At 36.4% G+C, this 26660-nt stretch carries 24 protein-coding genes and 1 pseudogene; 14 read left to right on the top strand and 11 right to left on the bottom strand.

The genetic code is table 11. The annotated features are described in order from the left end of the window. Positions 1-231: 231 nt before the first annotated feature. Positions 232-1512 (top strand): dicarboxylate/amino acid:cation symporter, encoded by a 1281-nt coding sequence (locus QF044_RS03870; RefSeq protein WP_307263866.1) that lies wholly within the window; start codon positions 232-234, stop codon positions 1510-1512. Between the two features lie 39 nt (positions 1513-1551). Here the strand turns inward: QF044_RS03870 and QF044_RS03865 are convergent, their stop codons facing one another. From QF044_RS03865 to gyrB, 6 genes are all read right to left on the bottom strand, one after another. Next, complete coding sequence (locus QF044_RS03865; RefSeq protein ID WP_307271932.1) at positions 1552-2403, bottom strand: diacylglycerol kinase family protein; 852 nt, start codon at positions 2401-2403, stop codon at positions 1552-1554. A 43-nt stretch (positions 2404-2446) separates the two neighbouring features. Then, entirely contained in the window at positions 2447-3271 is an 825-nt protein-coding gene (locus tag QF044_RS03860) for an RsiV family protein (RefSeq protein WP_307263864.1), read from the bottom strand. Positions 3272-3366: 95 nt separating this feature from the next. Continuing rightward, positions 3367-5304, bottom strand: coding sequence for a transglutaminase-like domain-containing protein (locus QF044_RS03855; protein WP_307263862.1), 1938 nt, complete (start codon positions 5302-5304; stop codon positions 3367-3369). A gap of 9 nt (positions 5305-5313) precedes the next feature. Then, positions 5314-7206 (bottom strand): DUF3857 domain-containing protein, encoded by a 1893-nt coding sequence (locus QF044_RS03850; RefSeq protein WP_307263860.1) that lies wholly within the window; start codon positions 7204-7206, stop codon positions 5314-5316. Positions 7207-7437: 231 nt separating this feature from the next. Continuing rightward, complete coding sequence (locus QF044_RS03845) at positions 7438-7863, bottom strand: DUF5684 domain-containing protein (RefSeq protein WP_307263857.1); 426 nt, start codon at positions 7861-7863, stop codon at positions 7438-7440. A gap of 83 nt (positions 7864-7946) precedes the next feature. Continuing rightward, positions 7947-9881 (bottom strand): DNA topoisomerase (ATP-hydrolyzing) subunit B, encoded by a 1935-nt coding sequence (gyrB, locus tag QF044_RS03840; protein ID WP_307263855.1) that lies wholly within the window; start codon positions 9879-9881, stop codon positions 7947-7949. Between the two features lie 230 nt (positions 9882-10111). Between gyrB and QF044_RS03835 the strand changes: the two genes are divergently transcribed. From QF044_RS03835 to QF044_RS03825, 3 genes are read left to right on the top strand one after another with little or no spacing between them, the layout of a single operon-like run. Continuing rightward, on the top strand, positions 10112-11455 hold the full coding sequence (locus tag QF044_RS03835; protein ID WP_307263853.1) for a cytochrome ubiquinol oxidase subunit I: 1344 nt from the start codon (positions 10112-10114) through the stop codon (positions 11453-11455). Further along, positions 11452-12456: a cytochrome d ubiquinol oxidase subunit II gene (locus QF044_RS03830; protein ID WP_307263850.1), complete on the top strand. Its 1005-nt coding sequence runs from the start codon at positions 11452-11454 to the stop codon at positions 12454-12456. Before QF044_RS03835 ends, QF044_RS03830 begins: the two co-directional genes overlap by 4 nt. A 6-nt stretch (positions 12457-12462) precedes the next feature. Further along, positions 12463-12978: a ClbS/DfsB family four-helix bundle protein gene (locus tag QF044_RS03825; RefSeq protein WP_307263847.1), complete on the top strand. Its 516-nt coding sequence runs from the start codon at positions 12463-12465 to the stop codon at positions 12976-12978. 45 nt (positions 12979-13023) lie between these two features. Here the strand turns inward: QF044_RS03825 and QF044_RS03820 are convergent, their stop codons facing one another. The 5 genes from QF044_RS03820 to QF044_RS03800 form a co-directional block, all read right to left on the bottom strand. Continuing rightward, complete coding sequence (locus QF044_RS03820; protein WP_307263844.1) at positions 13024-14358, bottom strand: T9SS type A sorting domain-containing protein; 1335 nt, start codon at positions 14356-14358, stop codon at positions 13024-13026. Between the two features lie 77 nt (positions 14359-14435). Continuing rightward, the gene (lysS, locus tag QF044_RS03815) at positions 14436-16133 is read right to left on the bottom strand and encodes a lysine--tRNA ligase (RefSeq protein ID WP_307263842.1); all 1698 of its coding nucleotides are present in this window, start codon (positions 16131-16133) and stop codon (positions 14436-14438) included. Between the two features lie 221 nt (positions 16134-16354). Beyond that, positions 16355-17281, bottom strand: coding sequence for a 23S rRNA (adenine(1618)-N(6))-methyltransferase RlmF (rlmF, locus tag QF044_RS03810; protein ID WP_307271929.1), 927 nt, complete (start codon positions 17279-17281; stop codon positions 16355-16357). A 2-nt stretch (positions 17282-17283) separates the two neighbouring features. Then, the gene (locus QF044_RS03805) at positions 17284-17658 is read right to left on the bottom strand and encodes a c-type cytochrome (protein WP_307263840.1); all 375 of its coding nucleotides are present in this window, start codon (positions 17656-17658) and stop codon (positions 17284-17286) included. Beyond that, on the bottom strand, positions 17658-17885 hold the full coding sequence (locus tag QF044_RS03800) for a hypothetical protein (RefSeq protein WP_307263838.1): 228 nt from the start codon (positions 17883-17885) through the stop codon (positions 17658-17660). Before QF044_RS03800 ends, QF044_RS03805 begins: the two co-directional genes overlap by 1 nt. Positions 17886-18024: 139 nt before the next feature. Between QF044_RS03800 and QF044_RS03795 the strand changes: the two genes are divergently transcribed. From QF044_RS03795 to trpA, 10 genes and pseudogenes are all read left to right on the top strand, one after another. Beyond that, positions 18025-18669, top strand: coding sequence for a hypothetical protein (locus QF044_RS03795; protein ID WP_307263836.1), 645 nt, complete (start codon positions 18025-18027; stop codon positions 18667-18669). 252 nt (positions 18670-18921) lie between these two features. Beyond that, positions 18922-20346 carry an anthranilate synthase component I family protein gene (locus QF044_RS03790; protein ID WP_307263833.1) on the top strand — a complete coding sequence of 475 codons (1425 nt, stop codon included), beginning with the start codon at positions 18922-18924 and terminating at the stop codon, positions 20344-20346. 52 nt (positions 20347-20398) lie between these two features. Beyond that, entirely contained in the window at positions 20399-21007 is a 609-nt protein-coding gene (locus QF044_RS03785; RefSeq protein ID WP_307263831.1) for an aminodeoxychorismate/anthranilate synthase component II, read from the top strand. Between the two features lie 32 nt (positions 21008-21039). Next, positions 21040-22029 carry an anthranilate phosphoribosyltransferase gene (trpD, locus tag QF044_RS03780; RefSeq protein ID WP_307263829.1) on the top strand — a complete coding sequence of 330 codons (990 nt, stop codon included), beginning with the start codon at positions 21040-21042 and terminating at the stop codon, positions 22027-22029. A gap of 54 nt (positions 22030-22083) precedes the next feature. Beyond that, on the top strand, positions 22084-22863 hold the full coding sequence (gene trpC, locus QF044_RS03775; protein ID WP_307263827.1) for an indole-3-glycerol phosphate synthase TrpC: 780 nt from the start codon (positions 22084-22086) through the stop codon (positions 22861-22863). 10 nt (positions 22864-22873) lie between these two features. After that, positions 22874-23533 carry a phosphoribosylanthranilate isomerase gene (locus tag QF044_RS03770; protein ID WP_307263825.1) on the top strand — a complete coding sequence of 220 codons (660 nt, stop codon included), beginning with the start codon at positions 22874-22876 and terminating at the stop codon, positions 23531-23533. A 29-nt stretch (positions 23534-23562) separates the two neighbouring features. Next, positions 23563-24081 carry a hypothetical protein gene (locus QF044_RS03765; RefSeq protein ID WP_307263823.1) on the top strand — a complete coding sequence of 173 codons (519 nt, stop codon included), beginning with the start codon at positions 23563-23565 and terminating at the stop codon, positions 24079-24081. Next, positions 24071-24631 carry a hypothetical protein gene (locus QF044_RS03760; protein WP_307263822.1) on the top strand — a complete coding sequence of 187 codons (561 nt, stop codon included), beginning with the start codon at positions 24071-24073 and terminating at the stop codon, positions 24629-24631. Before QF044_RS03765 ends, QF044_RS03760 begins: the two co-directional genes overlap by 11 nt. Continuing rightward, positions 24621-25803: pseudogene (trpB, locus tag QF044_RS03755) on the top strand (tryptophan synthase subunit beta). Before QF044_RS03760 ends, trpB begins: the two are co-directional and overlap by 11 nt. A 98-nt stretch (positions 25804-25901) precedes the next feature. Beyond that, entirely contained in the window at positions 25902-26636 is a 735-nt protein-coding gene (gene trpA / locus QF044_RS03750) for a tryptophan synthase subunit alpha (protein WP_307263820.1), read from the top strand. Positions 26637-26660: the final 24 nt, after the last annotated feature.

The following is a 26660-nucleotide window of genomic DNA, read 5'->3' as shown; positions in this document are numbered from 1 at the left end:
ACAATTATATAATTCTTCGACTCCGATCAGCATGACAACTTTAATTTAGGTGTGTCATGCTAATCGAAGTCGAAGAATATGAAGGCTGAATCAACTTTAGCAGTATTGAAAAACTTCAGAACTTCTCTTTCTTTCCTATCTTCTTCAAAAATCATTATTTAACTGACGTTTGTCATGTTTTAAGATAAAAATTCTTAATTTTCCGCCTTCAAATCTAAAAAAAAGAATCTCTTGAAAGCGAAACAAATCCATCATCAGCTTTATTTCCAGGTTATTGTTGCCATAGCAGCAGGTATACTGTTAGGACGTTTTTTCCCGGAGCTGGGTGAAAAAATGAAACCTTTGGGTGACGGATTCATCAAACTGGTAAAAATGATCATCGCTCCTGTGATCTTCATTACCCTGACATTAGGAATTGCCCATATGACAGATCTTAAGAAAGTGGGACGTATTGCCGTAAAAGCTATGATTTATTTCTTTACGTTTTCTACACTGGCACTGATCATCGGTTTGATCGTGGGAAACATTTTGCAGCCTGGACACGGCCTAAATATTGACCCTGCTACCCTATCCGGTGATGTTGCACAATACCAGCAAAAGGCACACGAATCTACCCTGACAGGTTTTATCATGAATATTATTCCTGAAACACTTTTCAGTCCGTTAGTAGGTGAAAATATACTGCAGGTGCTTCTTGTAGCCGTATTAATGGGTGTAGCACTGGTTTTAACCAAAGAAAAAAGTCAGAAAGTAACTGATTTCCTCCAGGATCTTTCAACTCCAATTTTCAAAATTGTTCATATGCTGATGAAACTGGCACCAATCGGGGCTTTTGGAGCAATGGCATTTACGATTGGAAAATATGGTCTGCATTCCGTATTGAATCTTATATTTTTAGTAGGAACATTCTATATCACCTCTATTCTGTTTGTCGTCTTGGTTTTGGGAGCGGTAGCCTGGTACAACGGATTTAATATTTTCAAGCTGATGTTTTACCTGAAAGAGGAGCTTCTATTGGTTTTAGGAACCAGTTCTTCAGAATCTGCACTTCCGGGGATTATGGAAAAACTGGAAAAAGCAGGATGCTCAAAGGCAATTGTAGGACTTGTAGTTCCCACAGGTTATTCTTTCAATCTGGATGGAACCAATATTTATATGACGCTGGCTTCCCTGTTTATAGCTCAGGCTCTTAATATTGATCTGTCACTGGAAAAACAGCTGATGCTTCTTTTAGTTGCCATGTTAAGCTCAAAAGGGGCAGCAGGCGTTACGGGAGCAGGTTTTGTGACGTTAGCGGCAACATTAGCTGTAGTGCCGGAGATCCCAGTCGCAGGATTAACTTTAATCCTAGGCATCGACAAATTCATGAGTGAATGCAGGGCATTGACCAACGTAATTGGAAATTCTGTGGCTACGGTGGTTGTAGCAAATTGGGAAAAGCAATTAGATAAAAAGCAGTTACAGTATTCTTTGGACAATCCGGCTGAGATTGAGAAGAAGCTGGAGATGTAATTTTAAGATTTTATCACTTCACTATTTTAATGAAGGAATTTAAACGAGAATATTCAGACTAGCAGGTAAAACCTTAACATGGATTGGTGATTTTATCTTATTAAATTCACCGTCAAGATGCCAGTTTTTCGTATTTACTTTAAAAGAGATCTCTGAAACAGGAAGATAGGTGACATATTCGTCATCTTTGAGTCTTTTGGTAAACATTCGGAATGCGAAAAGAGCGGAATACGTCAGTGGAAATTTCTTCACAAGAACCATATCTACCAATCCGTCACTTTTGCTTGCATTCGGAGCAATGTAGGCATTATTTCCAAACTGTCGGGTGTTGGCAATATTCAGCATCAGGTATCTTCCATTATACTGCTGATAAGCTTCGTCTGTAAATTTGACTTTAATGGGTTTATAATTGAAGAATGTTTTCAGGGAAACTTTAATGTAGTTTTTGAATCCACGGCTTGTTTTTTCAAATTCCTTCACCACTTTTCCGTCAAATCCTGTTCCTGAAACATTGATGGAGAGTCTATCATTTACTAAAAACGTATCTATCTTTCTGGATTTTTCGGCCTTGATTTTATCTATAAGTTCATCCAGGTTTTTACTGAATTTAGTTTCATTGGAGAAACCGTTTCCTGATCCTGCAGGGAAAATAGCTAAGATTTTATCTGTATTGATGAGGTTTCTTGCCACCGTAGAAATAGTTCCGTCCCCGCCTATAGCCACAAAAATATCAACATTATCAAAATTTTCCCGGATAAAATCATCCGTTCCCGAAATAGATTCCGAGACATAATATAGCGGACTATCCACCTTTTTTTTGAGTTCGTCAAGAAATGGCTGATAATTTTTTTTGGCCGAAAAGGGATTAATGATAAAAGCTACTTTTTCCATTACCGCAAAAATAGAAAATGCTTCCTGATGTGGAAGCATTAATTTAGTTTATTTTCATTCTTTCTTTAAATTTTGTATTCAATGTTCCCTTCAGCTCTGTCCAGGAAACAGGAATTACAATGTCTCCGGCTGCAAACGCTGTAATTTCATACGGACTGTAGTGAAAGTACAGGTTCTTTTGGTCGAAGTAGAAATTATTGGTAGCAGGAATGGTCTCTACCAGCAGCATTTCTGAATTTTTCACCTGCCCTTCACCGTCTGTTGTTCCGCTGTTAATTCGATTAACATTCTTCATCAACATGACTTCAATCTTGGCTTTAGGCATTGAAGTAATATCCGAGAGTTCCAGTTTTCTATTGTTTGTAAGATCAAAAACTCTTTCCGAAAACCCGTAATTATCATGAGCTCCGCCTTCATAGGAGCTCCATACGTATTCAATATGCATATAACCGTTATCATTGGAAACTAAATTCATATGGGAACTTGTATACCATTTCTGTCCGGAAATATCGGAAAGCAAATCTTTGCTGTCATTTTTCACCGAGTTGAAATAATTATTTTTTCTATTATCGAGGTAAGCTTGGAGTCCTTTTTTAGAAAAATCTTTAATCCCTTCGTTATCAAAATAAATACTGTCAAGCAGTTTTTTATCTTTCAGGGTTGGGAAAACGAGCAGTTTATTGGTGAAGGCAATGGTAAGCGAATCTCCTATTTTTGAAGAATCACTTACTATCACGGAATCCACTACAAATTTCTCAGTCTCTGCAGTTCCAGTTTTATCTGAAGATACCACAGTATGATCACTTTTTTTACATGCAGAAAATGCAAGAAAGCTTGAAACAGCAAGAACGGCGAAGGTGTTTTTCATAATTATTTCTTTTTAGTGTGAATGCAAAAACCATTCAAATATGAATGGTTTTGCAAAAAAATATTTTATTTAATAAATATCTATGGAAACTTATCCTATGATTTTTTGATCAGACTTATCACCTGGTTTTCACTTTTTGAAGCTGTTTCCCAAATCTGCTTAAATGCAGGGTAATATTCTTTGGGATAATCAGGGCTTGCAATTTTCATGGTAGAAAGAATTTCCAGCTTGTTACCTTTTTGCTCTGTAACATAGCTGTACTCAATTTCTTTGTCCTGAGTAACGATCTTTTTACTTTTAGGCATTGCTTCTATAATGTAACCTTCAGGTATTTCCAGCGTCACTTTTTTCACTTTAGTAAATGCAGAAATAAAGTCGATAGGATACTTTCTTTCATCGGCCTGATCAAAATCATTGGTATTTCTGCTTAAAAAAAGCATTGGATTGATGATCATCTTTTTACCTACTTTATCAATCAGGTTATCTGATGAAAATTGCATAGTGCTTTCAAAATCTCCGTTTTCCAGAATTTTGGAATCAATTCCCGTGAAATCTATTGAATAATTTTCTTTATACTGTTTTTTATATTTTTCGGCATTTTCATCATAGCTTTCTTTAACAAACATGGCATAAGAACCGGTATCTTTATCGGAATAAGTCCCGGAAATACTTCCATCTTCATTGATCTTAGCTTCTGTCGTGAGGTAATTAAAACTGGACGTTGTATTTCCCATCTGCATCATCACAGCTTTATCTTTAGCTATGAGAATACCATATTGGTTCCAGTCTCTCGGAGGCAGATTATCCCTTGACGACTGTTTTGAGGTAGCATCATAGAGATTAAATCCTTCTTTCAATTTAACTGCTGCAATGACAAAATTAGCACCTACAATACTTGGAGAAACTACGTTGATCACCCCGTTATCCACTGTAGAAATAATAAGTGGTTCCGCTTTTAATCCGGCCTCTCTAAGCATCATGACAAGAAATAGATTGATTTCAGCAGCATTTCCTGTTTTGGTTTCTAGAAGTTTTTTTATACCATTCTCTGTATAGATTCCACGGTCTTTATTCCAGGTAAATGTATTTTTCACATAATTAAAAATAGCATCAGCTTTTTCCGTATCTGATTTGAGATCTGAAACAGAGGCAGGCATATTCTCTTTAGCTAATTTCGTTTTTTTCAGTTCAACCCCAAAGTCTTCATCTTTATACAGTTTTTCTTTGATTTCTTCCCAGGAAGAGGAATGCATTTTCAGTTGTCCGAAATTTGTTGAATGAAGCTCCGCACTCACTTTTGTACGGTAATTTCTATCGTTTTTTACAAATTTTTCAGTTTTGAAACCTTTTAGATTTTCATATCCGAATCTGTAAGTTTTAAATGGCATTCCAAACATTGTTTTTTCTTCTACCATCCTGTATTTTGGGGCTAAAGATCCCGTGTAATTCACATTGTAAGATATATAGGTGGGAGCATCCAGAATATATTCTGTATATAATGATGGTGTATCAGATTCTATAACGATCTGAGGCACCGAATATAAAAACGGAGACAAAACCTCATACTGGTATTCTATAACTGAACCGTTCTTAACATTGGGAAAAGCAAATTTCGTGATCGTGGTATACTTGCTTTCCTTACTCTTATATTTTGAGCTTTTATCTACTTTTGTAGTTATAGCAGACCCATTCTCGAGGTTATATACAAAAGCTTTCATTTTGTTTAAGCCCTCTTCATCACCATGAGAATTTTTATATAACGGAATTTCAAGATTCAGCCAGTCTTCTGCTTTATCTTTATCGTAAATCTTTACCCTGTAGAAGACCTGTTTCCGGAGATCTCCAGTGGAAGTGTCTACTCCAAAATGCACTGATTTATATAAAATCTCCGCAGGTGCATTTTCATCGAGTGCCGATCTTTCTTTAGACAGATCAGCATTATCAAATTTAGGAGGATTCAGAAATTCGTGCTTCTGGCCGTTTACACAAACCAGAATTCCTGTGCAGACTGCTGTTAATATAAGTTTTCTCATGTTATGTTTTTAAATTTTAGTTAATAGTATTTTAGAGTTATCCATATTTAAGGTCTTCTTTCTGAAGCTGACATAATCGTTGTATTTTTCTTTTGGAAATATGCCTTTATTTATTTTAATGAATCTGGTCACTTTAAGTGATTCACCATTTTTTACAAGAGTCAATTTATAGGTTCCGAACTCAGAGTTGATGGTTACATTTTCCGGAACTTCATCAATTTTATAGTTTTTGGGAATTGTAAAATCAATTTCATATTCATCCTGGAAAGACTGTCCTATTTCAAACGGAAGTTCCCGGTTCTCTTCTGCTTTATAATAATTATTGGTAAAGATTGGAACAGCTCTGAAGATCATATTTACACCCGTGGTTTTAGAATAATTACTGGCTTTAAAATCAACATTAAACTTTATAACAGCATTGTCTTTATCATTTGTGAAATCCTTCATCTCAACTTTCTCGAAATTCAGAACATCAAATCTTTTTTTCATGGCCTCAATTCTATCTTTTGGAGAGAGATAAGTATAGCCCAGATTATTATCGTACTGACTTCCTGTATAAGCAAAATGAATATCACCATTGATACTATTATCTTCATTAAGATTGATCTTTAAAGCTTGTTTCTCCTTGTTCTGTTCAGCAGTATATTCCGGTGTAGATATTAGTTCAATCCCTTTTTTGGTCACAGCAAGAACATTTCTGTCGGTAGTACTGTATCCTAAATGATTAAAAGCAGTTTGCTGGGAAGTATTTTCCAGCCAGATATTTCCGGTTTCTGTAGGAATCATCAGAATCGCATGATTTCCGCCCATTGATGGAAAATCAGGATCAAAAGAAATTTGTGACGAACTGGAATTGATCACACAGTAATGAGACGGAATACCCGCTTCGTTCAAAAGGGTTTTCATATAATTGGTAAGTCCCTTACAGTCTCCGTATCCCTTCTTTTGAACCTCGTCCGGAAGCATAGGCAACCATCCGCCAATTCCCAGTCCTACAAATATGTATCTGGTTTTGGACTGCATATACTGGTAAAGCTTTTTTACTTTTTCTTCTGTGGAGCCTGATAATTTCAGGGCAGCCACTTCAGCTTTAATGGCAGGAGTAGATACAGAAACCGGTTCTACCAGATTATTATAATACCAGGTTCCGAAATCTGTCCAGTTATTTAAGGTCCCTTGTTTTCCCTCCAGATTGAATTTTGTAAGGGCAAAACTCACTTTAGGTAAGATTTTTACTGGTTGAGGCAACATTAAAGCATCCTCTATGGCAGGAACATTTTTGTAAGAATAGGTCTTTTCAATGCCATTATCTGCTGTAATGACAGAAGCGTAATTATATTTGGAAGGATAAACTTTGGTTCTAAGATCGATCCCGGATTTATTAATGATCTTATATTGAGCCTCTTCTAAAGACGTATTAGGAGATAGAAAAGGTACAAAATCATGGATAAAAATAGTATTATCATCTGTAATCTCATAAGAGAAATCGATCGTATAAGGGTAATTAGCTGCTGTATATGAGAGTTCTAAAATCCTGCTGTCAGAATAAAATACGCCCTGACTGTTATTAGCAAAATCTCCAAAATCAGATTTTGAAAAACTTTTTACTTTTTTTCCTGCTTCATCATAAACAGTAACCTTTACTTCAGAAATACGGTCGCCTTTTTTATAGGGAATGTAAATCTGAGCTTTAGAATCACCATCCTTATTTAAAACAGTGGTTACAGTATTAAGCTGGTATTTGATTTCATCAATTTTATTGATCTGAACGGTAGTAAAGTCTTTCCTGATGACAATGTTTGCATTTTTCTTTAAGTTTTCAGGAATAGCAGACGCCGGATAGGTCTGTGCGAAATATACTGAGGCTGTAGACAGAGCTCCCAGAATTAGAATTTTCATCATGGTTATTAAAATTGGACAAAAATAGTAAAATCTTAATAAATGTTAATTTTTTATTTTGATATAAATGATAATATTAAAGAAAAGCTTTTACTGCTGGGTGTTAGAAGTTATTTGAACAGATTATGTCTCTAAATGAGGACTTTTATGATCTAGTCTAATTATTTCTAAAATTAAAAATGAGCTTATACAAAAAAAGGACTCCATTTCTGAAGTCCTATATTTTTTTATTATTTACTGATCATTTGGAATTCTGTTACTGTCATATTTATCACTGCTGAAAGCTAACACAGGAATAAATATAAATCCAAAGAAGAAGAGAAGAATAGTATATAGCGGAGTTTCTTTTCCAAAAGCCTTCGCCAATCTGTCATTGACGACCCATGAGGCATATAAGTTAACAAATGGAATGAAAAACAAAATAATCCACCAGATCGGCTTTTTAACAATATCAAGCAGAACGATAATGTTATAAATGGGAATAAAAGCTGCCCACGCATCTTCTCTTCCTGCTTTTTGAAATATTTTATACATACAGTATCCATAAAATATATAAATAAGCAAACTGAAGATCATAGTACCGATTCCCAATCCTGCAATGGCCGCACCAGAGACCACATCCGACCCTTCATAAGGGCCTGTTTGTAAAAGAGTTAACATAGTATTGTTTTTATTGGTTTTCACCAAATATAAAAAAAGCTTCTAATAAATAGAAGCTTTTTTCATTATATTTTTAATAACAGTTAGACATCGATTTTAGCATATTTTGCATTTTTCTCGATAAATTCTCTTCTTGGCGGAACTTCATCTCCCATCAACATTGAGAAAATACTGTCAGCCTCAACTGCATTATCAATTGTTACCTGTTTTAAGATTCTGTGTTCAGGATTTAGAGTCGTTTCCCAAAGCTGCTCCGGGTTCATTTCTCCAAGACCTTTATAACGCTGTACCTCAACACCCTTTCCGTCCGGAGACATTTCTAAAGTGAATTCTTCACGTTCTTTTTCGTTATAAGCATAAACCTTTTTGTTTCCTTTCTTCAACAAATATAAAGGCGGCTGAGCAATATAGATATATCCGTTCTCAATAAGCTCTTTCATAAATCTAAAGAAGAAAGTAAGGATCAGGGTAGAAATGTGAGATCCGTCAATATCCGCATCGGTCATGATCACTACTTTATGATATCTCAGTTTAGCCATATTCAGGGCTTTACTGTCTTCTTCGGTACCTACAGAAACTCCAAGAGCGGTATAGATGTTTTTTATTTCTTCGTTATCGTAAACCTTATGAAGCATAGACTTTTCAACATTCAGAATCTTACCTCTTAAGGGCAAAATAGCCTGAAAATGTCTGTCTCTACCTTGTTTAGCCGTTCCACCTGCGGAATCTCCCTCTACTAAGAATAGTTCAGATTCAGCCGGATCTTTGGATGAACAGTCGGATAATTTTCCTGGAAGTCCGGAACCTCCCATTGGAGATTTTCTCTGAACCATTTCCCTGGCTTTCTTAGCTGCCTGTCTTGCTTTTGCTGCTAAAACAACCTTCTGAACGATAATTTTCGCTTCATTCGGGTTTTCTTCTAAGAAATTGCTAAGCATTTCCCCAACAATTTTATCTACAGCACCTGAAACTTCAGAGTTTCCTAATTTTGTTTTGGTCTGTCCTTCAAACTGAGGTTCCATTACTTTTACAGAAATCACAGCAGTCAGTCCTTCACGGAAGTCATCACCGGTAATTTCCACTTTTTCTTTTTGCGGAATACCCAAATCATCAGCGTACTTCTTCAGCGTTCTCGTCAAAGCACGTCTGAAACCTGCCAGGTGAGTTCCACCTTCATGGGTATTGATGTTATTTACGTAAGAGTGCAGATTTTCGCTGAATGACGTATTATAACGCATAGCAACTTCTACAGGAATATCATCTTTTTCCGCCTCCATGAAGATTACGCTCTCCATAATAGACTCTCTGTTTCCGTCAATAAATTCTACAAACTCCTTTAAACCTCCTTCGGAATGAAAAATTTCAGATTTGAAAGAACCATCTTCCAATATTTCTCTTTCGTCAGTAAGGGTAATGGTAATTCCTTTATTAAGATAAGAAAGCTCTCTTAAACGGGTTGCCAAAGTATCATAGTTGTAAACCAGCTCTGAAAAAATAGTATCATCAGGCTGGAAAAACTGCTTAGTTCCTCTTTTATCACTGTTTCCTATCTCTTCAACTCCGGTCTGCGCTTTTCCTTTGGAATAAATCTGCTGATAAACATTTCCGTCTCTGTAAACGGTAGTGATCATTTCGTTGGAAAGTGCATTCACACAAGATACCCCAACTCCATGAAGACCTCCGGAAACTTTATAAGAATCTTTATCAAATTTACCTCCTGCCCCAATTTTGGTCATAACCACCTCAAGAGCTGACTTTTGTTCTTTTTCGTGGAAATCAACAGGAATACCTCTACCGTTATCGCTTACTTCGATTCCGTTTCCTTCTTTAATAGCAACGAATATCGTATCACAGTAGCCTGCCAACGCTTCGTCAATAGAGTTATCTACTACTTCATAAACCAAATGATGAAGACCTCTTAATCCTACATCACCAATGTACATTGAAGGACGCATACGTACGTGCTCCATACCTTCCAATGCCTGAATACTACTAGCTGTATATTGTTTTTGACTCATATAAATTATTAAATTCTGCTAAATGCAAAGACCTACAAATATCGTGATTTTTTTCGACGTATGAAAGTTAAAATATGTCAAAAAAACGAAGTGTTTTTAATACAAAATAAGAAGTCGTTTTATCTAAAAAAGCTTAAAGTTATAACCTATTTCCAAAACGTCAACTGCATTAAATCATATTATACATCCGTTATTTATGCTTAAATTTATTTACTCAAAAGTTGATTATTATGGATGATTTTATTGCAGCCCGAGCGCAGATGGCTTTGTCGTTGGGCTTTCATATCATTTTTGCCTGTGTGGGAATGGTAATGCCCTTTCTGATGGCCTTTGCCCATTGGAAATACCTTAAAACGAATAATGAGGTATACAAAGGACTAACGAAAGCCTGGAGCAAAGGAGTTGCCATCCTTTTTGCAACCGGAGCTGTTTCAGGAACCATGCTTTCTTTTGAACTTGGACTTCTATGGCCGGGATTTATGAAACACGCCGGACCGATCTTTGGGATGCCGTTTTCTCTTGAAGGAACTGCATTTTTTATTGAAGCGATTGCGATTGGTTTCTTTTTATATGGTTGGGAAAAATTCAATAAATGGTTTCACTGGTTTTGTGGATTTTTGGTAGGATTAAGCGGACTGGCTTCAGGCATTTTAGTGGTTGCAGCCAATGCCTGGATGAATTCTCCCGCAGGTTTTGATTACATCAACGGACAGTATTTAAATATAGACCCTATAAAAGCGATGTTCAACGATGCCTGGTTTCCGCAGGCTCTTCATATGACTGTGGCGGCATTCTGTGCTACGGGATTTGCTGTGGCAGGAGTTCATGCTTTTTTAATAATGAGAAGAAAAAATGTAGAATTCCATACAAAAGCGTTTAGAATTGCAGCTGGTTTTGCTTTGATCGGAGCGTTCGGAGCACCTTTAAGTGGCGATGTTGCGGCCAAGTCTGTTGCAGAAAGGCAGCCTATTAAGCTCGCTGCCATGGAAGCTCATTTTGAAACTGAAAAAGGAGCTCCTTTCGTTATTGGCGGAATTCCTGATGAAGAAAAAGGGGAAGTGAAATATGCCGTTAAAATTCCAAAAGTATTAAGCTTTCTGGTGAGCAATGATTTCAATCATGAAGTAAAGGGATTAAATGATTTCCCAAGAGATGAATGGCCTCCGGTAGCAGTTGTGCATTATGCTTTCCAGATTATGATTTTCTTTGGTGTTATCATGATCGGTATTGGTGCTGTTTATTTGTATGCATTCTTTTTTAAGAAGAAATGGCTGAGTAAAAACTGGCTTTTAAAAATATTTCTGATCGCTACCCCTTTTGGATATATTGCTTTGGAGGCAGGATGGACTGTTACTGAAGTAGGAAGACAACCCTGGATCATCTATGGAATCATGAGAACGGCAGATGCAGTAACACCGATGCCGGGAATACAGTATTCTTTTTACTTCTTTACCGCTATTTTCGTATCATTATCACTTATCATCATTTTTCTTTTGAAAAGACAGATTCAAATGGTACCGAAGCTTTACGACCCTACAGACGCTCAGTTTAACGAAAAAAACAAAAAATCATGATCTACGTTGTTATAGGTTTTCTTTGGCTTTCTATCTGCCTGTATATCATTTTGGGCGGTGCTGACTTTGGAGCCGGAATTGTAGAGCTTTTCACTCATAAAAAAGCCCGTCATAAGACGAAAGAAATCATGTATGAGTCTATTGCGCCCGTTTGGGAGGCTAATCATATGTGGTTGATCATTGCTATCGTTATTCTTTTTGTAGGATTTCCTGAGATTTATACAACGATGTCGACCTATCTTCACATTCCTTTGGTTCTGATGCTTTTGGGTATTATTGCAAGGGGAACAGCCTTTACATTCAGACATTATGATGCTGTAAAAGATAATATGCAGGTTTTATATACGCAGATATTTTATTATGCCAGTCTCTTAACTCCATTTTTCTTAGGACTGATTGCAGCTGCTACTGTTTCTCATTCTATCAATCCTGATGCTGTAGGATTTTTAGACTTATATATTTTCAGCTGGCTGAACTGGTTTGGGGTTTCTGTAGGACTGTTCACCGTAGCACTTTGTGCGTATCTGGCTTCTATCTTTTCATTAAGAGAGACCCGCGATAAGGCAGACCTTACTTTGATGATTAAAAAATCTAAACAAACTATGGTTTTTGTAGTAATTACAGGTGTATTGGTGTTTTTAACAGCTTATATCTCTGACATCCCTCTTGTGATGTGGGTATTTTCAAAACCGTTAGGCATCATGGCGATTTCTTTTGCTACAGTCGCTCTCCTGCTCATTCTCCGTGCAATGAATAAGCGGAAATTGCTTCCTGTACGGGCATTGGCAGGCTTTCAGATGGTGATGATTCTCGTTGCAGCTACGTATCAGCATAATCCTGATATTATTTTGCTTGGAAATGGACAGCATCTATCATTACTTGAACACATGGCTCCTCCAAAAACTATTAATGCTTTAGGTTGGGCATTAATGCTCGGCTCTTTGTTTATTCTTCCGTTTTTGTTTTATCTGATGGCTTCGTTCAGCAGACAGAGAAAATGATAAAAAATGATCCAATATAAAGATAAAACCGAACTGATTGAAGCAATAAAAAAGAACTACCTGCTTTACGACACTGAATTTGATGATGTTCCAGAACACGGAAAAGACCTTCTGAAACCGGGAGTTGATAAAAGCCCTTCACAAAACATTTCCTATCAGCTTGGCTGGACCAACCTTCTATTGCAATGGGAGTCGGATGAGAAGAAAGGAATCGAGGTACACACCCCAGCCCCGGGATATAAATGGAATAATTTAGGCGGATTATATGAATCTTTTTATAAAAAGTACGGAGCTTTAAGCCTTCACCAACAAAGAAAGATTCTGAAAAATAAGGTCAATGAAATCATAGAATGGATTGAAACCCTTGATCATGAAACATTATTTATTCCTGAACACAGAAAATGGGCTACGACAACAGCGAAATGGCCCGTCTGGAAATGGATACATATCAATACCGTAGCACCGTTTAAGAATTTCAGGACTCAGCTGCGGAAATGGAAAAAAGAAACCGGTACAGCGTGATTCTGTACCGGTTTTTTATTCAAACAGCTATGCTTAGCCATTATTTTAATTTTTAATTCCTTTTTTAGAAATTATTTTATTGGACTCGGTTGTTATTTTGATAAAATAAATTCCTTTTGCCAATAAAGATGTATTAAGCTTTGATGTATTTCCACTTAAAGCCAGTCTCCCACTTTCATCATAGATCTCCACACTTTTAATCTTCTCTTTCAGATGAAACCTCACTTCATTATTGAATGGATTATCAAAGGATAAATCATTAGTCTTTTTACTAATTTCATCTACCGATAAAGAGGAGGATGTCCTTTTATATTTTATAAAACCATGTGAAATGTTTAATCCATTTGATGAATTAGAACATAAAAATTCGTTATCATTAATAAATTTTAACCCTCCAATCCTACTTGTGTTATATCCGTCATAAAACATAGCACTACCATTATTAAAACTATTATCTAATTGTCCGGAAGGTGTAATTCTTACTAATGTATTACCATTAGGAACCATTCCATGTAAATCACTAATGCGCATACGATTAAGTATTACAATAATATTGCCAATAGAATCAAAATTGCTTACCCCTAAATACTCATAATCAAATTGCTGAGGAAACTGAGCAATTCCACTCACTCCAAAATTATTATCTAATATACCATTGTCAGTATATTTATAAACAAAATATGTAGAACCGTCTTTTCTTGTAAAGCTAAGCTCTTCGATATTATTTACAGCTAACAGCATAGGATATGGTAATATAATAACTCCATTATTTCCAAAGCTTGTGACTAGGTTTCCTTGAGAATCCAATTTTTTAACCATACTTAAAGAATTGAAAGAATAGGAAATATAAAAATAATTATTTTTGGATTTAGTAATGTTGTTCAAAGCAGCTATATCAACACCTAAGGGAAAATCATACTCAAGAATTCCATTTGCTGTATATTTTTCAATTTTGCTATTTCTTAATATAAAGAAACTATTATCTTCATTTATAAATATATATTGCTGTCCAAAGGGCCCTAATGCCCAATTTATCATTCCATTATTCCCAAATGAAACATCAAGTGTTCCTTCTAAAAAACGTCTTTTTAAATAAGTACCATCATTAATTAAAAGTTTATTATCAACAACTCTAAGGAGTTTGATTGGACCAATATTCAAATTTCCATAATTTGGATCAAGTCCACCAATGTTTTTAACTTTGTTAACATACCCTGATGAATTCTTCAAATATATTGTACCATCATCTTGAATCCAAAACAAAAATGGATTATTCGTTGTACTTGCATAAAAACCACTCAGGTATCCAGGATCTTTATACACTTGAGATTTACCTATAATTCCGCATAAAATAAACAGACTTAATAAATATTTTTTCATAATTAAATTTTTGCCCAATTTAGTAAAAATAAAAAAGCGAACTTTAAAAGTCCGCTTTTTTATTCTTTATTTGGTGATTAAACCAACTTTATCAAAAACTGATCATCAATCCTCTCCACCCTCACCAGATTATTTTTAGTCAAAGTTTTAGAAGCCTTATCCCACTTTTTACCGGATAACTGGCTTCTTTCTTTTACTTCAGCTAATGTGAACGGTTCTTCCTGAGAATTAAGGATCTCCAGAATTACTTTTTCATCTTCGCCCAATTCAATTTGAGGAACCGTTTTTTCAGGTCTCATCTGAGGGAAGAATAATACTTCCTGGATGGATGCGTTGTTTGTAAGGAACATGATCAGTCTGTCCATACCGATTCCTAATCCGGAAGTTGGAGGCATACCATATTCCAATGCTCTTAAGAAATCCTGATCGATGAACATTGCCTCATCATCTCCTCTTTCTGATAAAGCCATTTGGGATTCAAAACGCTCTCTTTGGTCAATAGGATCATTCAGCTCGGAATAAGCATTAGCGATTTCTTTTCCACAAACCATTAATTCAAAACGTTCTGTTAATCCTTCCTTGCTTCTATGTTTTTTAGTCAATGGAGACATTTCAATAGGATAATCGGTAATGAAAGTCGGCTGGATGAAGTTTCCTTCACACTTTTCACCGAAAATCTCATCAATTAATTTTCCTTTCCCCATCGTTTCATTTACCTCAATTCCGATAGACTTAGCAAAATCAAACAGTTCCTGTTCAGTTTTCCCGGTGATATCAAAACCTGTATATTTTTGGATTGCTTCTGTCATAGAAACCCTTGGATAAGGTGCTTTCCAGTTGATCGTATGCTCTCCAAAAGTAGATTCCGCACTTCCATTCACCTGATTGGCACAGAATTCCAACAGTTTTTCTGTGAAATCCATCATCCAGTTGTAGTCTTTATAAGCGACATAAATCTCCATCGCTGTAAATTCAGGGTTATGAGTTCTGTCCATTCCTTCATTTCTGAAGTTTTTAGAGAATTCATAAACACCATCAAAACCACCAACAATTAGTCTTTTCAGATATAATTCGTTTGCGATTCTTAAATATAATGGAATGTCTAAAGCATTGTGGTGTGTAATAAACGGTTTTGCTGCCGCTCCTCCCGGAATCGACTGTAGGATAGGTGTTTCGACCTCAAAATATCCGGCATCATTGAAGAAAGTTCTCATCGCATTGAACATCTTTGTTCTTTTCACGAAGATCTCTTTCACCTGCGGATTAACCGTTAAATCTACGTAACGCTGTCTGTATCTCAGTTCAGGATCCGTAAATCCGTCATGTACTACTCCATTTTCATCAGTTTTAGCCTGCGGAAGCGGACGAAGAGCTTTAGTAAGAAGCGTAAAGTTCTTTACCAAAATCGTCATCTCTCCTACCTGAGTAGTGAATAAAGTTCCTTCGATACCGATAATATCACCGATATCCAAAAGGTGCTTATAGACTTCATTATAAAGCTCTTTATCTTCACCCGGACAGATTTCGTCTCTATTGAAATAAACCTGGATCTTACCCTTAGAGTCCTGCAATTCAGCAAAAGAAGCCTTCCCCTGAATTCTGCGGGACATCAATCTACCAGCGATCTTCACCTGTTTATTCTCAGAAAAATCCTGTTTTATAGATTCTGTAGTATCTGTAATGGTATACTCCTCCGCAGGGAATGCATTAATTCCCATTTCAGTAAGCTTATTCAGCTTTTCTCTCCTAATGATTTCTTGTTCTGATAATTGCATTTCTTATTTTTCTAAAAGCGTACAAATTTAGGCATTTTTAGTGAGTTGTCAATGATGAATTTTGAATTTGCTTGGCAAGGAAATTTTGGACAAGAATTTCACCAGAATTGGGCACTCTGCGAATTGTCAATTGTGAATCTGCTTCGCTGTGAGTTTATTACTGCACTTCACATTGGGCTATTGACTTGTGCAACAAAATTGACCATTGAACGATTGACATTTTAACACCAATCTTTCCTGTCACTTTGAGGAATAAATGTCCAGGCCAGCATTCTGCTTACTTTTTGCCCCTGAGCCATATCGATGGTTTTGAAATCTAATGCTTTTACTTTCTTTAAAAGTGCTGTTAGTTTGTATAGATTATCTTTTTTAGATACTAAACATGTAAACCAAAGAATCTGTGAAGAATACCGAGCACTTTCTTCAATCATTTTTGAGATAAAAGCGAGTTCGCCGCCTTCGCACCACAATTCTGACTGTTGTCCTCCAAAATTAAGAAGAGCCTTTTTAGACTTTGATTTATTGATATTTTTTGTTTTTCTGAGGTTTCCTTTTAATGCAGATTCTTCAGAATCATGGAAAGGCGGATTACACATAGAAAATGTAAAACGGTCTTTAGCCCCAATGATATTTTTGAAGATATGATGAGAATCTGGTTGTTGTTTTAGCTGAATAGCGGGGGATAGATCCGGATTATGGTCTAAAATACGCTGTGCGTTTTCCAGAGAAGCCTGATTAATGTCTGTTCCCAGCATTTTCCAGCCGTAAGATCTGTGAGCCAGCAAAGGATAAACAAGATTAGCACCTGTTCCGATATCTAAACCATATATGGAAATTCCTGTCGGAATCTCAGCTTTTTGTTCAGTTAAAAGATCGGCAATATAATGGATATAATCGGCACGTCCGGGAATGGGAGGACAGAGATTGCCTTCAGGAATATCCCAGTTTTTTATATGGTAAAAATGTAAAAGTAATGCCTGATTAAGTAGCTTAACCGCTTTTGGAAGGCTGAAATTAATGGTCGGCGTCTGATACGCATTCACAAATACATAATGTTTCAGTTCTGGCACACAAGAAATTAGCTGATCAAAATCATAAGGATTTCGATGCAGATTTCTTGTGTGCAGACTGGATTTTTCGGTAGACATCATTATTTTTTCTGACTCAAAATATAGCCTACCATTTTTTTAGCATCTTCTTTAGACACTTGTGGATGGGCAGCCATCGGAACACCTCCCCAAACTCCGCTTCCGCCTTCTATGATCTTTGAAGCCAGCATTTCAACATCCTTTTCAGAATATTTTTCTGCAATCTCTTTGTAAGAAGGTCCTATCATTCTCTCATTCACGGCATGGCATCCAGAGCAGTCTAATGTTTCGATGATCTGGTCACCTGAAAGATCAGTCTTTACCGGCTCCGAAACAGCGGATGTTTCAGAGGGTACACTGGGTACCTCCGTATTTTCTTTTTTAGAACAGGAAAGGATTAAAAATCCCATAACTCCTGCCAAAAGGAATTTTTTCATTATTTTTTTGCTGCAGTAGAATCTGTTTTAGCGGCTTCTGTAGCTTTTGTTGCCGGAGCAGTTGTGGCAGCATTCGGATCTGTGATTTTAGCTGTAGAATCTACTACCGCTGGAGCATCCGGTTCCGGCAGCATAGTGTTACTGTCCTGTAATGTATGATCCGGCTTCTTAGAGCAGTTTACCACTAATAAACCTCCGATGAACGCAATTGCTAATACTTTTTTCATTATTTTTTCTATAAAATTTAGACAAAAATATAAAAAATAAGCGTTTAAACTCATGACAAATGTTCACCTTCTCTATATTTTTTCGGAAAATTAATGATTAGATAACGATTATTTGAATTGATAATTTTAAATTTAAACTATGATTTTTATTTCCAAAATCCTGTTTTTCACCAGCCATCATGGTTTTTATACTGTGATTATCCTTTTTGTATTCTTTGGATTACTTTCTTTTGTGACCAAAAAAGCATGGTTTCTGGCTCCTATCCTTCCGTTGGCCATTCTGAACGGTTTTGCCGGACAGTATCTGAATGCTTGGTTTTTAAATAAATACGGAGTCGAAAGTACCGCTATTATCACCTCTGATGTAGAGACAAATTCCACCTTGAATGATATGTACATTCATGATTATGAGGCCATTGTCAAGAAGCCGGACGGAAAATATAGCTCAACATTTTTCTCTACGACAAGTGCAACAATTTATCCCATTGAAAATGCGATCAGAATACCGCCAACGGAAATTCCCTTTCCGGTAAAATACATTCCGGGATATGAAAAAAATATCGTCATTCTTTATAACGAATCAGAAGAAGGAAAAGCAGTCCTTAAATACTCAAAATTGGCACCGGTAAACTCTGCCCGGATCAAATATGAAGCAGACAGAACTGATAAAGAATCTATTGCTGAATATATTATCGCTTTGGAAGCGTACACAGCTTCTTATGATGAGGAAAGTTATAAGATCAAGCTTGAGGAACTTAAAAAAGAACTTAAACAACTGAAATAAAGCAATTTAATCAGGAAGTTTGTTACTTTTTTTAATTTTTTGTTTTTAATATTAAAAAAATTTCTACATTTGTCCCATGTTTAATATGAGCAACAATAATTGGTGGTGGCTTTCAAACTCTTCGTCGGGTCTGGAGGTATTGTCATGTTGCTAATGGTATAGCAGATAATTAAAATACACAATATATAGGCTTTGACGGATTCCGTTAAAGCTTTTTTTTATTTAATTCAAAAACAAAAAAATACAGATCAGATGTCTATTCAAAAAATTAACATAAAGACCAGTTCAAAAAAAACATTGGGAGACCTTTATACTCCTATGAATATCTATCTTCAGATCAGGGACAGATTCCGGGATACCATCCTTTTGGAAAGTTCAGATTCTAAGAATATAGACAATAACTTTTCATTTATTGCAGTAAATGCCGTTGCCGGAATTGAAGTTAAAAACCTGACCGAGTTTGAAATCAAGCTTCCCGGTTCAGACCCGGTGAAACAGCTTATCGGAACGCGTAATATCACTGACATTTTTGATGAATTCCAAAGTGTCTTTGAATGTGAAACTACACATGATCCTATTGAACAGACAGCTCAAAGTCTTTTTGGGTATACCAGTTTTGAAGCCGTACAGTTTTTTGAAGACATCAGCTTAAAACCGCAAAGCCCTGAGGTAGAAATACCCATCATGCGTTACAGATTATACCAATATGTCATTGCGATTAATCATTACAACGACGAAATGCATATTATTGAAAATCAAATTCCTGGTTTAAAATCTGAACTTTACCTGCTTGAAAACCTCATCAAAAATCAGAACACTCCGGTCTATCCTTTCGAAAAAACAGATGATGAAACCTCTAATCTTACGGATGAAGAATATATTGAACTGGTAAAAACAGCCCAAAAACACTGTATGAGAGGCGATGTTTTCCAATTGGTGCTGAGCAGAAGGTTTGAACAAAAATTCAAAGGTGATGAATTCAACGTGTATCGTGCCCTTAGAAACATCAACCCGTCTCCTTATCTTTTCTTTTTCGATTATGGAAATTACAAATTATTCGGTTCCAGCCCGGAAAGCCAACTGATCATCAAAGACAACAAAGCGGTCATCCATCCTATTGCCGGAACTTTTAAAAGAACAGGGCATCTGGAAACTGATCTTCAATCCATTGAAGCTTTAAAAAATGACCCGAAAGAAAATGCAGAACATACCATGCTGGTAGATCTGGCAAGAAATGATCTTGGGAAACTGGGAAAAAATGTAACGGTTACCAAGCTTAAAGAAATCCAGCTTTTCTCCCACGTTATTCACATGGTAAGTGAAGTTACAGCTGATCTTCCCGAAAATATTAATCCACTTGAAATGGTTTCTGCAACCTTTCCGCAGGGAACCTTAAGCGGTGCACCAAAACATAAAGCATTACAGCTGATTGATCAGTACGAAAAAGATTCCCGTGGCTATTATGGAGGATGTATCGGAATGATCGGATTAAATGGCACCTGCAACCAGGCAATTATGATCCGTACTTTTTTAAGCAGAAATAATACACTCTACTATCAGGCCGGGGCCGGACTTGTAGCAAAATCTATCCCCGAAAACGAACTGCAGGAAGTAAACAATAAATTAAACGCCCTGAAAAAAGCAGTTGATAAGGCCAATAAATTATTGATGAATTAAAAATCATCAGTTATACAAACTATTAATTATCAACAATTAAAAAAACAAAAAAATGAGCAACAATATAAACCAGTCAGCAACTCAGGAACAACTTAAAGTTCTGGTTTTTGATAACTACGACAGCTTTACCTATAACCTCGTGCAGATTATTGAAAGGGTTTTGGATCAAAAGGTAGATGTGGTAAGAAACGACCAGATCACTTTGGAAGAAATCGGGAAATATGATAAAATTATCCTTTCCCCGGGACCTGGAATTCCGGAAGAAGCTGGAATTTTACTGGATCTGATCAAAGAATATGCTCCTACAAAAAGTATTCTGGGAGTATGTCTTGGACAGCAGGCTATTGCAGAGGCTTTTGGAGGAAACCTGATCAATCTTTCAGAAATTTTCCACGGTGTGGCAACTTCTGCTGAGCTGGTTAAAGAAAATACAAAAATTTTCAGAAATCTGACTTCAGGAATGGAAGTGGGAAGATACCACAGCTGGGCAGTAAATCCCGAAGGTTTCCCGGAAGAACTTGAAATTACCGCTGTAGATAAGGATGGAATGATCATGGCTCTTCAACATAAAACCTATGATGTGCATGGTGTACAGTTTCACCCTGAGAGTATTTTAACTCCTGATGGCGAAGTCATTATCAAAAACTTTCTTTTCAATTGAAAACAGGACCCAACATTATAAAAACTCCACAAATGAAAGAAATATTACAATATCTGTTCAATCATAATACTTTGTCCAAATCTGAGGCAAAGGCAACAATGATTGAGATCGCTCAGAATAAATTTAATGACGCGGAAGTTACCGCCTTCATCAGTATTTTTCTGATGCGGAATATTACCTTAAAAGAACTTGAAGGCTTCAGAGAAGCACTTTTAAAAATGGCAGTTGATGTTAATATTGACAGTCACGACGCAATGGATATCGTAGGAACCGGAGGCGACGGAAAAAATACGATCAATATATCAACCCTGGCAAGCTTTGTCGTTGCGGGCACAGGACAGAAAGTGACTAAACATGGAAATTACGGAGCTTCCGCTACCACAGGATCATCTAATGTAATGGAAGAGCTGGGCTATCAGTTTAAGAACAATTCAGATCAACTGAACGAAGAACTTGATAAAGCTAATATCTGTTTTCTCCATGCTCCTTATTTTCATCCCGCCCTGCAATCGGTTGGAGCTCTAAGGAAAGCGTTGGGGCTGAGAACATTTTTTAACCTTCTGGGACCTCTTGTCAATCCTGCCAAACCAAAATATTCGGTGATTGGAGTTTACAATCTTGAAATTGCAAGGATCTATCAATATCTTTTGCAGAAAGAAGCACATGAATTTATTCTCGTGCATGGTTTGGATGGATATGATGAGATAAGTCTTACCCAGGATAGCAAGATCATTACAAAAGCCGGTGAAGAGATCTATTCAGCAGAAGATCTGGGATTTGATTCTGTAAGTCCGGAAAGTATTAAAGGGGGCGAAACACCTCAGGAATCAGCAAAAATATTCAGAAATATCCTAGAGGGAAATGGATCAGTACAACAAAATTCGGTAATTCTTGCCAATGCATCAACAGCACTTTATCATACCCGAAAATTCGGAGCCTATGAAAACTGCTTACTGATGGCGAAAGAAAGTCTGGAAAGCGGAAAAGCATTGAGAAGCCTTGAATTATTAGTTAATGGTTGATAGTAGGATTACAAGTATTTAGTGATACTTCTAACTTCAACAAAAAACAAACACATGACCATACTGGATAAAATTATTGAAAGAAAAAAGGAAGAAATTGCAGTTTCAAAAGCAGGCATTTCAGTTGAGCGTCTGAAAAATTCAGAATTTTTTGGAAGAAAAAGTTACTCACTGAAAGAGTCTGTAAAAAACAAAAGTGGTATCATTGCTGAATTCAAAAGAAAATCTCCTTCAAAAGGAATTATTAATGACAGGGCTCAACCTTTAAGCGTGACTTCTGCCTATGAATATTTTGGAGCATCCGGAATTTCAATTCTTACCGATAAGGATTTTTTTGGAGGAAGTTTTGATGACATCCTGAACGTAAGAAACTATATCACTATTCCAATCTTAAGAAAGGATTTTATGGTGGATGAATACCAGTTTTATGAAGCCAAAAGTATTGGGGCTGATGCAGTTTTACTGATCGCAGCCTGTCTTTCGCCCTCTCAGGTTCAGGAATTCACCGAACTGGCTCATAGCCTTGATCTGGAAGTTCTTTTGGAAATTCATACAGATGAAGAACTGGAACATTTTAATCCTAAAATTGATCTTGTAGGGATCAATAACAGAAATTTAAAAGATTTCAAAGTGGATCTTCAGCATTCTGTGCAGCTAAAAGATCTGCTTCCGAAAAATGTTTTGTCTGTAGCCGAAAGTGGTATTTACAGTGAGGAAGATTTTAAATATTTAAAAAATAAAGGGTTCGACGGATTTCTGATGGGAGAATATTTCATGAAAAATGAAGATCCTGCAAACAAATTTGCTGAATTTGTTTCCAATATAGCAATGTAACTGTTTAATCATGAATCAAAACCAACAGCCGAAACTAAAAGTGTGTGGATTGACCAGAATAAATCAAATTCATGAACTGATTTCCTTGAAAACAGATTTCCTGGGTTTTATTTTTTATGAAAAATCGCCAAGATATGTGTTGAACCATTTGAGTTCGGAAGATATTTCACATATTGACCACAATGGGAAAACTGGTGTTTTTGTGAATGAAAGAATTGACACCATTATAGATATTACAGAAAAAGCTGGATTGAATCTGATACAGCTTCACGGTGATGAAAATGAAGATTTTGTTGAACAGTTAAGGCAAAATCTCAAACCGGAAATTAAAATTATAAAAGTGATCAGGATCGGCAATAATGATCAGAAAAAGAGAAAAAAAATTGAACAAATCATCAATTCTCATGTTTCAATGGTAGATTATTTCCTTTTCGATACGGACGGAACTGCATTCGGAGGAACAGGAAAACAGTTCGACTGGACGATTCTGAATGAATTTGAGATCTCACTTCCCTATTTTCTGAGCGGTGGGATTTCAGAAGAAAATGCAAAAAATATCAGACTACTGTACAAGCTGCCTTTTGTAATAGATATCAACTCAAAATTTGAACTGGAACCGGGAAATAAAGACCTGGACAAAATAAGAAAATTCATTTCGAAAGCGTTCTAAAGGAACAGCTAAAAAAAATACACACTAAGATGATGAACATCCATCTGTTAAAAAAAACATTTTACAAAACCTTATTTCCGCCAAAGTTCGGAAATAAAAAAATCCAGTCTCTGTATAATTTTGTGTCTCAAAATGACAACGATGCGGAATACTGGACCATTGATGGGCAATTGCAGGAATTTACAGAAATTATCAAAACTTTCGAGGGAATTGATATTCAGTATTTTTTTGAAAGAATCGGCTTATGGAACAGCTATTATCTTGTCATTATTTCAGACAAATTTTTAGACAGCCATGTCAGAGCGAATGTGAAATATGATCTCGGAAAAATTTATGCTAAAATATTTCTGCTTTACGAGGATTCAGATCCTTATTTCCTGATCGACAACCTGGAAATTGCCGTTACCATGTATGAATCAAAAATAGATGTCGCAACATTAATTGATCTCATCAGTAAGATTGAATTACTACATCATAAAAAGCTCATTACCAGACAGCAGCGCAATTATAACATTCAATTTATAAACAGTCTGACAGATGAATTATAAAATAAAAACGCCGGATGAGCTGTCGGATGATGAAATACAACATATTTTAATCCTTTGGAATATTTCTGAATGGAAAGAAATGAAGCTTACTCATTTCCGGAACCTTTTTGAAAATTCTGAATTTCATTTTCTGTTCAATTCAAATGATGAAATACTGGTGGTTATCCGGCTTAATTTTGATTTCGTTTTAGAGATCTCAGGAAAGCAGTATTCTCTTGCTGAGGCAGTCGGATTGGTTGCCGGTCAGGAAAAGAAAGGATACGGATCAAAGTTGGTTCAGCTATTTAAAAAAAATATGATGCAAAGAAATATTGAAACTGTTGGTTTCTGCTTTGCAGATCTGCGACCGTTTTATCAGCGGTGTGGTATTCAAATTTTAGAAAATAAAGCTAAAAGTATAGTAGAAAAGACTGAAATCGGCTGGATCACAGCGGAAGACGATGATATTTTAATTTTTAATATTTCTGAACAAAATAAAGAAATACTCTTGAATTTGAGTTCAGAAAATAATGCTTATTTAATAACAAAAGAACAATACAATGAATTATAAAAACCCTGATGAACACGGATATTATGGAGAATTTGGAGGTGCTTTTATCCCGGAAATGCTATATCCGAATGTAAAGGAATTACAGGAAAACTACCTTAAGATCATAGAATCTGACAGCTTTCAAACGGAGTATCAGGATCTTCTTAAAAATTATGTAGGACGTGCTACTCCACTCTATTTTGCTAAAAATTTAAGTAAGAAATACAATACCCGGATCTATTTAAAAAGGGAAGACCTCAACCATACCGGCGCCCATAAGATCAATAATGCGCTGGGACAGGTTCTTCTGGCTAAACGTTTAGGAAAAACAAGAATTATTGCCGAAACCGGAGCCGGCCAGCACGGTGTCGCTACAGCAACCGCTTGTGCTTTGCTTGGCCTGGAATGTATTGTTTACATGGGAGAAATAGATATCCAACGACAGGCTCCGAATGTAGCAAGAATGAAAATGCTGGGAGCAGAAGTTGTTCCGGCTGTTTCAGGCTCTAAAACCCTGAAAGATGCAGTGAATGAAGCTTTGAGAGACTGGATCAATAATCCTGTGACGACTCATTATGTGATCGGAAGTGTGGTAGGACCTCATCCTTTTCCGGATCTGGTAGCCAGATTTCAGAGCATCATTTCAAAGGAAATCAGAGAACAGTTAAAAGAAAAAAAAAATCGGAAGAGAAAATCCTGATTATGTGATTGCCTGTGTAGGTGGTGGAAGTAATGCTGCAGGGACTTTTTATCATTTTGTAGAAGAAAAAGAGGTGAAAATCATTGCGGCAGAAGCCGGCGGTTTCGGCATCCACTCAGGGAAATCTGCTGCCACTACTTTTCTGGGGACATTGGGCGTTCTTCACGGAAGCAAAAGTCTTGTAATGCAAACTGAAGACGGGCAGGTCATAGAGCCCCACTCCATTTCCGCAGGACTTGATTATCCGGGAATCGGGCCTTTCCATGCTCATCTGTTCAAAGAAAACCGTGCAGAATTTTTCAGTATCAATGATGATGAAGCTTTACAATCCGCTTTTGAATTAACGAAACTGGAAGGTATTATCCCGGCTTTGGAAAGCTCTCATGCACTGGCCGTTTTAGATAAAAAGAAATTCAATGAAGATGATGTTATTGTCATTTGCTTAAGCGGACGTGGGGATAAGGATATGGAAACGTATCTTAAAAATTTGTAAAATGTCGGATGTAAAATGTACAATGTATCTCTACGCCTTACTTTATACATTATACTTTTACCTTTTTGCCTTTTACCCATTACATTAAAACAATAAAAATGAAAAAACTAAACATATACTTTACAGCAGGAATTCCACAACTGGAAGATACTGCGGACATTATACAACTGATCCAGCAATCCGGCGCAGATATGATGGAAATCGGGATGCCCTATTCCGATCCTGTAGCTGACGGCCCTGTGATTCAGCAGGCTCATGAGCTGGCTTTAAAAAACGGAATGACCATTGAAAAACTGTTTTCCCAGCTGAAAACGGTAAAAGATGAGATACAGATCCCGATTATTCTGATGGGATACATCAATCCTGTGTTAAGTTTCGGATTTGAAGAATTCTGTAAAGAATGTTCGGAAAGCGGTGTTTCCGGATTGATTATTCCTGACCTTCCTCCTATTGAATTCGAAAAAAATTACCAGCAGGTCTTAAAAAAATATAACCTTAATTTTACGTTTCTCATCACTCCTGAAACTTCTGATGAAAGGATTTTATACCTGGATTCTTTAAGTTCAGGGTTTCTGTATGCAGTAAGTTCTTCATCTACCACCGGAAATGATACTGCTGTTCTGAAAAATGAAAGTTACCTGTCAAGGCTCGCTTCACTACCTATTAAAAATCCTCTGATGATCGGTTTTGGGATCAAATCAAAAGAAGATTTTGAAAATGTAACAGAAAAAGCAGATGGAGGAATCATAGGAACTGCCTTTGTGAATGTTCTGTTGAACCATAAAGACTGGAAGAATGCTGCCATAGATTTTATCCATTCCATAAAAGCTTAAAATTCACTAAATTTGTTGTTCAGA

The sequence above is a fragment of the Chryseobacterium sp. W4I1 genome, from assembly GCF_030816115.1.
In the GTDB taxonomy this organism is placed as follows: Bacteria; Bacteroidota; Bacteroidia; order Flavobacteriales; family Weeksellaceae; genus Chryseobacterium.
The sequence above is the reverse complement of the archived record's forward strand: the minus strand, read 5'-3'. Positions and strand labels throughout refer to the sequence as shown.

Excerpts from the sequence above, each read along its gene's own strand:
- QF044_RS03865 (WP_307271932.1), bottom strand. The coding sequence starts at position 2,403 with ATGGAAAAAGTAGCTTTTATCATTAATCCCTTTTCGGCCAAAAAAAAT.
- QF044_RS03860 (WP_307263864.1), bottom strand. The coding sequence starts at position 3,271 with ATGAAAAACACCTTCGCCGTTCTTGCTGTTTCAAGCTTTCTTGCATTT.
- QF044_RS03855 (WP_307263862.1), bottom strand. The coding sequence starts at position 5,304 with ATGAGAAAACTTATATTAACAGCAGTCTGCACAGGAATTCTGGTTTGT.
- QF044_RS03850 (WP_307263860.1), bottom strand. The coding sequence starts at position 7,206 with ATGATGAAAATTCTAATTCTGGGAGCTCTGTCTACAGCCTCAGTATAT.
- QF044_RS03845 (WP_307263857.1), bottom strand. The coding sequence starts at position 7,863 with ATGTTAACTCTTTTACAAACAGGCCCTTATGAAGGGTCGGATGTGGTC.
- gyrB (WP_307263855.1), bottom strand. The coding sequence starts at position 9,881 with ATGAGTCAAAAACAATATACAGCTAGTAGTATTCAGGCATTGGAAGGT.
- QF044_RS03835 (WP_307263853.1), top strand. The coding sequence starts at position 10,112 with ATGGATGATTTTATTGCAGCCCGAGCGCAGATGGCTTTGTCGTTGGGC.
- QF044_RS03830 (WP_307263850.1), top strand. The coding sequence starts at position 11,452 with ATGATCTACGTTGTTATAGGTTTTCTTTGGCTTTCTATCTGCCTGTAT.
- QF044_RS03825 (WP_307263847.1), top strand. The coding sequence starts at position 12,463 with ATGATCCAATATAAAGATAAAACCGAACTGATTGAAGCAATAAAAAAG.
- QF044_RS03820 (WP_307263844.1), bottom strand. The coding sequence starts at position 14,358 with ATGAAAAAATATTTATTAAGTCTGTTTATTTTATGCGGAATTATAGGT.
- lysS (WP_307263842.1), bottom strand. The coding sequence starts at position 16,133 with ATGCAATTATCAGAACAAGAAATCATTAGGAGAGAAAAGCTGAATAAG.
- rlmF (WP_307271929.1), bottom strand. The coding sequence starts at position 17,281 with ATGTCTACCGAAAAATCCAGTCTGCACACAAGAAATCTGCATCGAAAT.
- QF044_RS03805 (WP_307263840.1), bottom strand. The coding sequence starts at position 17,658 with ATGAAAAAATTCCTTTTGGCAGGAGTTATGGGATTTTTAATCCTTTCC.
- QF044_RS03800 (WP_307263838.1), bottom strand. The coding sequence starts at position 17,885 with ATGAAAAAAGTATTAGCAATTGCGTTCATCGGAGGTTTATTAGTGGTA.
- QF044_RS03795 (WP_307263836.1), top strand. The coding sequence starts at position 18,025 with ATGATTTTTATTTCCAAAATCCTGTTTTTCACCAGCCATCATGGTTTT.
- QF044_RS03790 (WP_307263833.1), top strand. The coding sequence starts at position 18,922 with ATGTCTATTCAAAAAATTAACATAAAGACCAGTTCAAAAAAAACATTG.
- QF044_RS03785 (WP_307263831.1), top strand. The coding sequence starts at position 20,399 with ATGAGCAACAATATAAACCAGTCAGCAACTCAGGAACAACTTAAAGTT.
- trpD (WP_307263829.1), top strand. The coding sequence starts at position 21,040 with ATGAAAGAAATATTACAATATCTGTTCAATCATAATACTTTGTCCAAA.
- trpC (WP_307263827.1), top strand. The coding sequence starts at position 22,084 with ATGACCATACTGGATAAAATTATTGAAAGAAAAAAGGAAGAAATTGCA.
- QF044_RS03770 (WP_307263825.1), top strand. The coding sequence starts at position 22,874 with ATGAATCAAAACCAACAGCCGAAACTAAAAGTGTGTGGATTGACCAGA.
- QF044_RS03765 (WP_307263823.1), top strand. The coding sequence starts at position 23,563 with ATGATGAACATCCATCTGTTAAAAAAAACATTTTACAAAACCTTATTT.
- QF044_RS03760 (WP_307263822.1), top strand. The coding sequence starts at position 24,071 with ATGAATTATAAAATAAAAACGCCGGATGAGCTGTCGGATGATGAAATA.
- trpA (WP_307263820.1), top strand. The coding sequence starts at position 25,902 with ATGAAAAAACTAAACATATACTTTACAGCAGGAATTCCACAACTGGAA.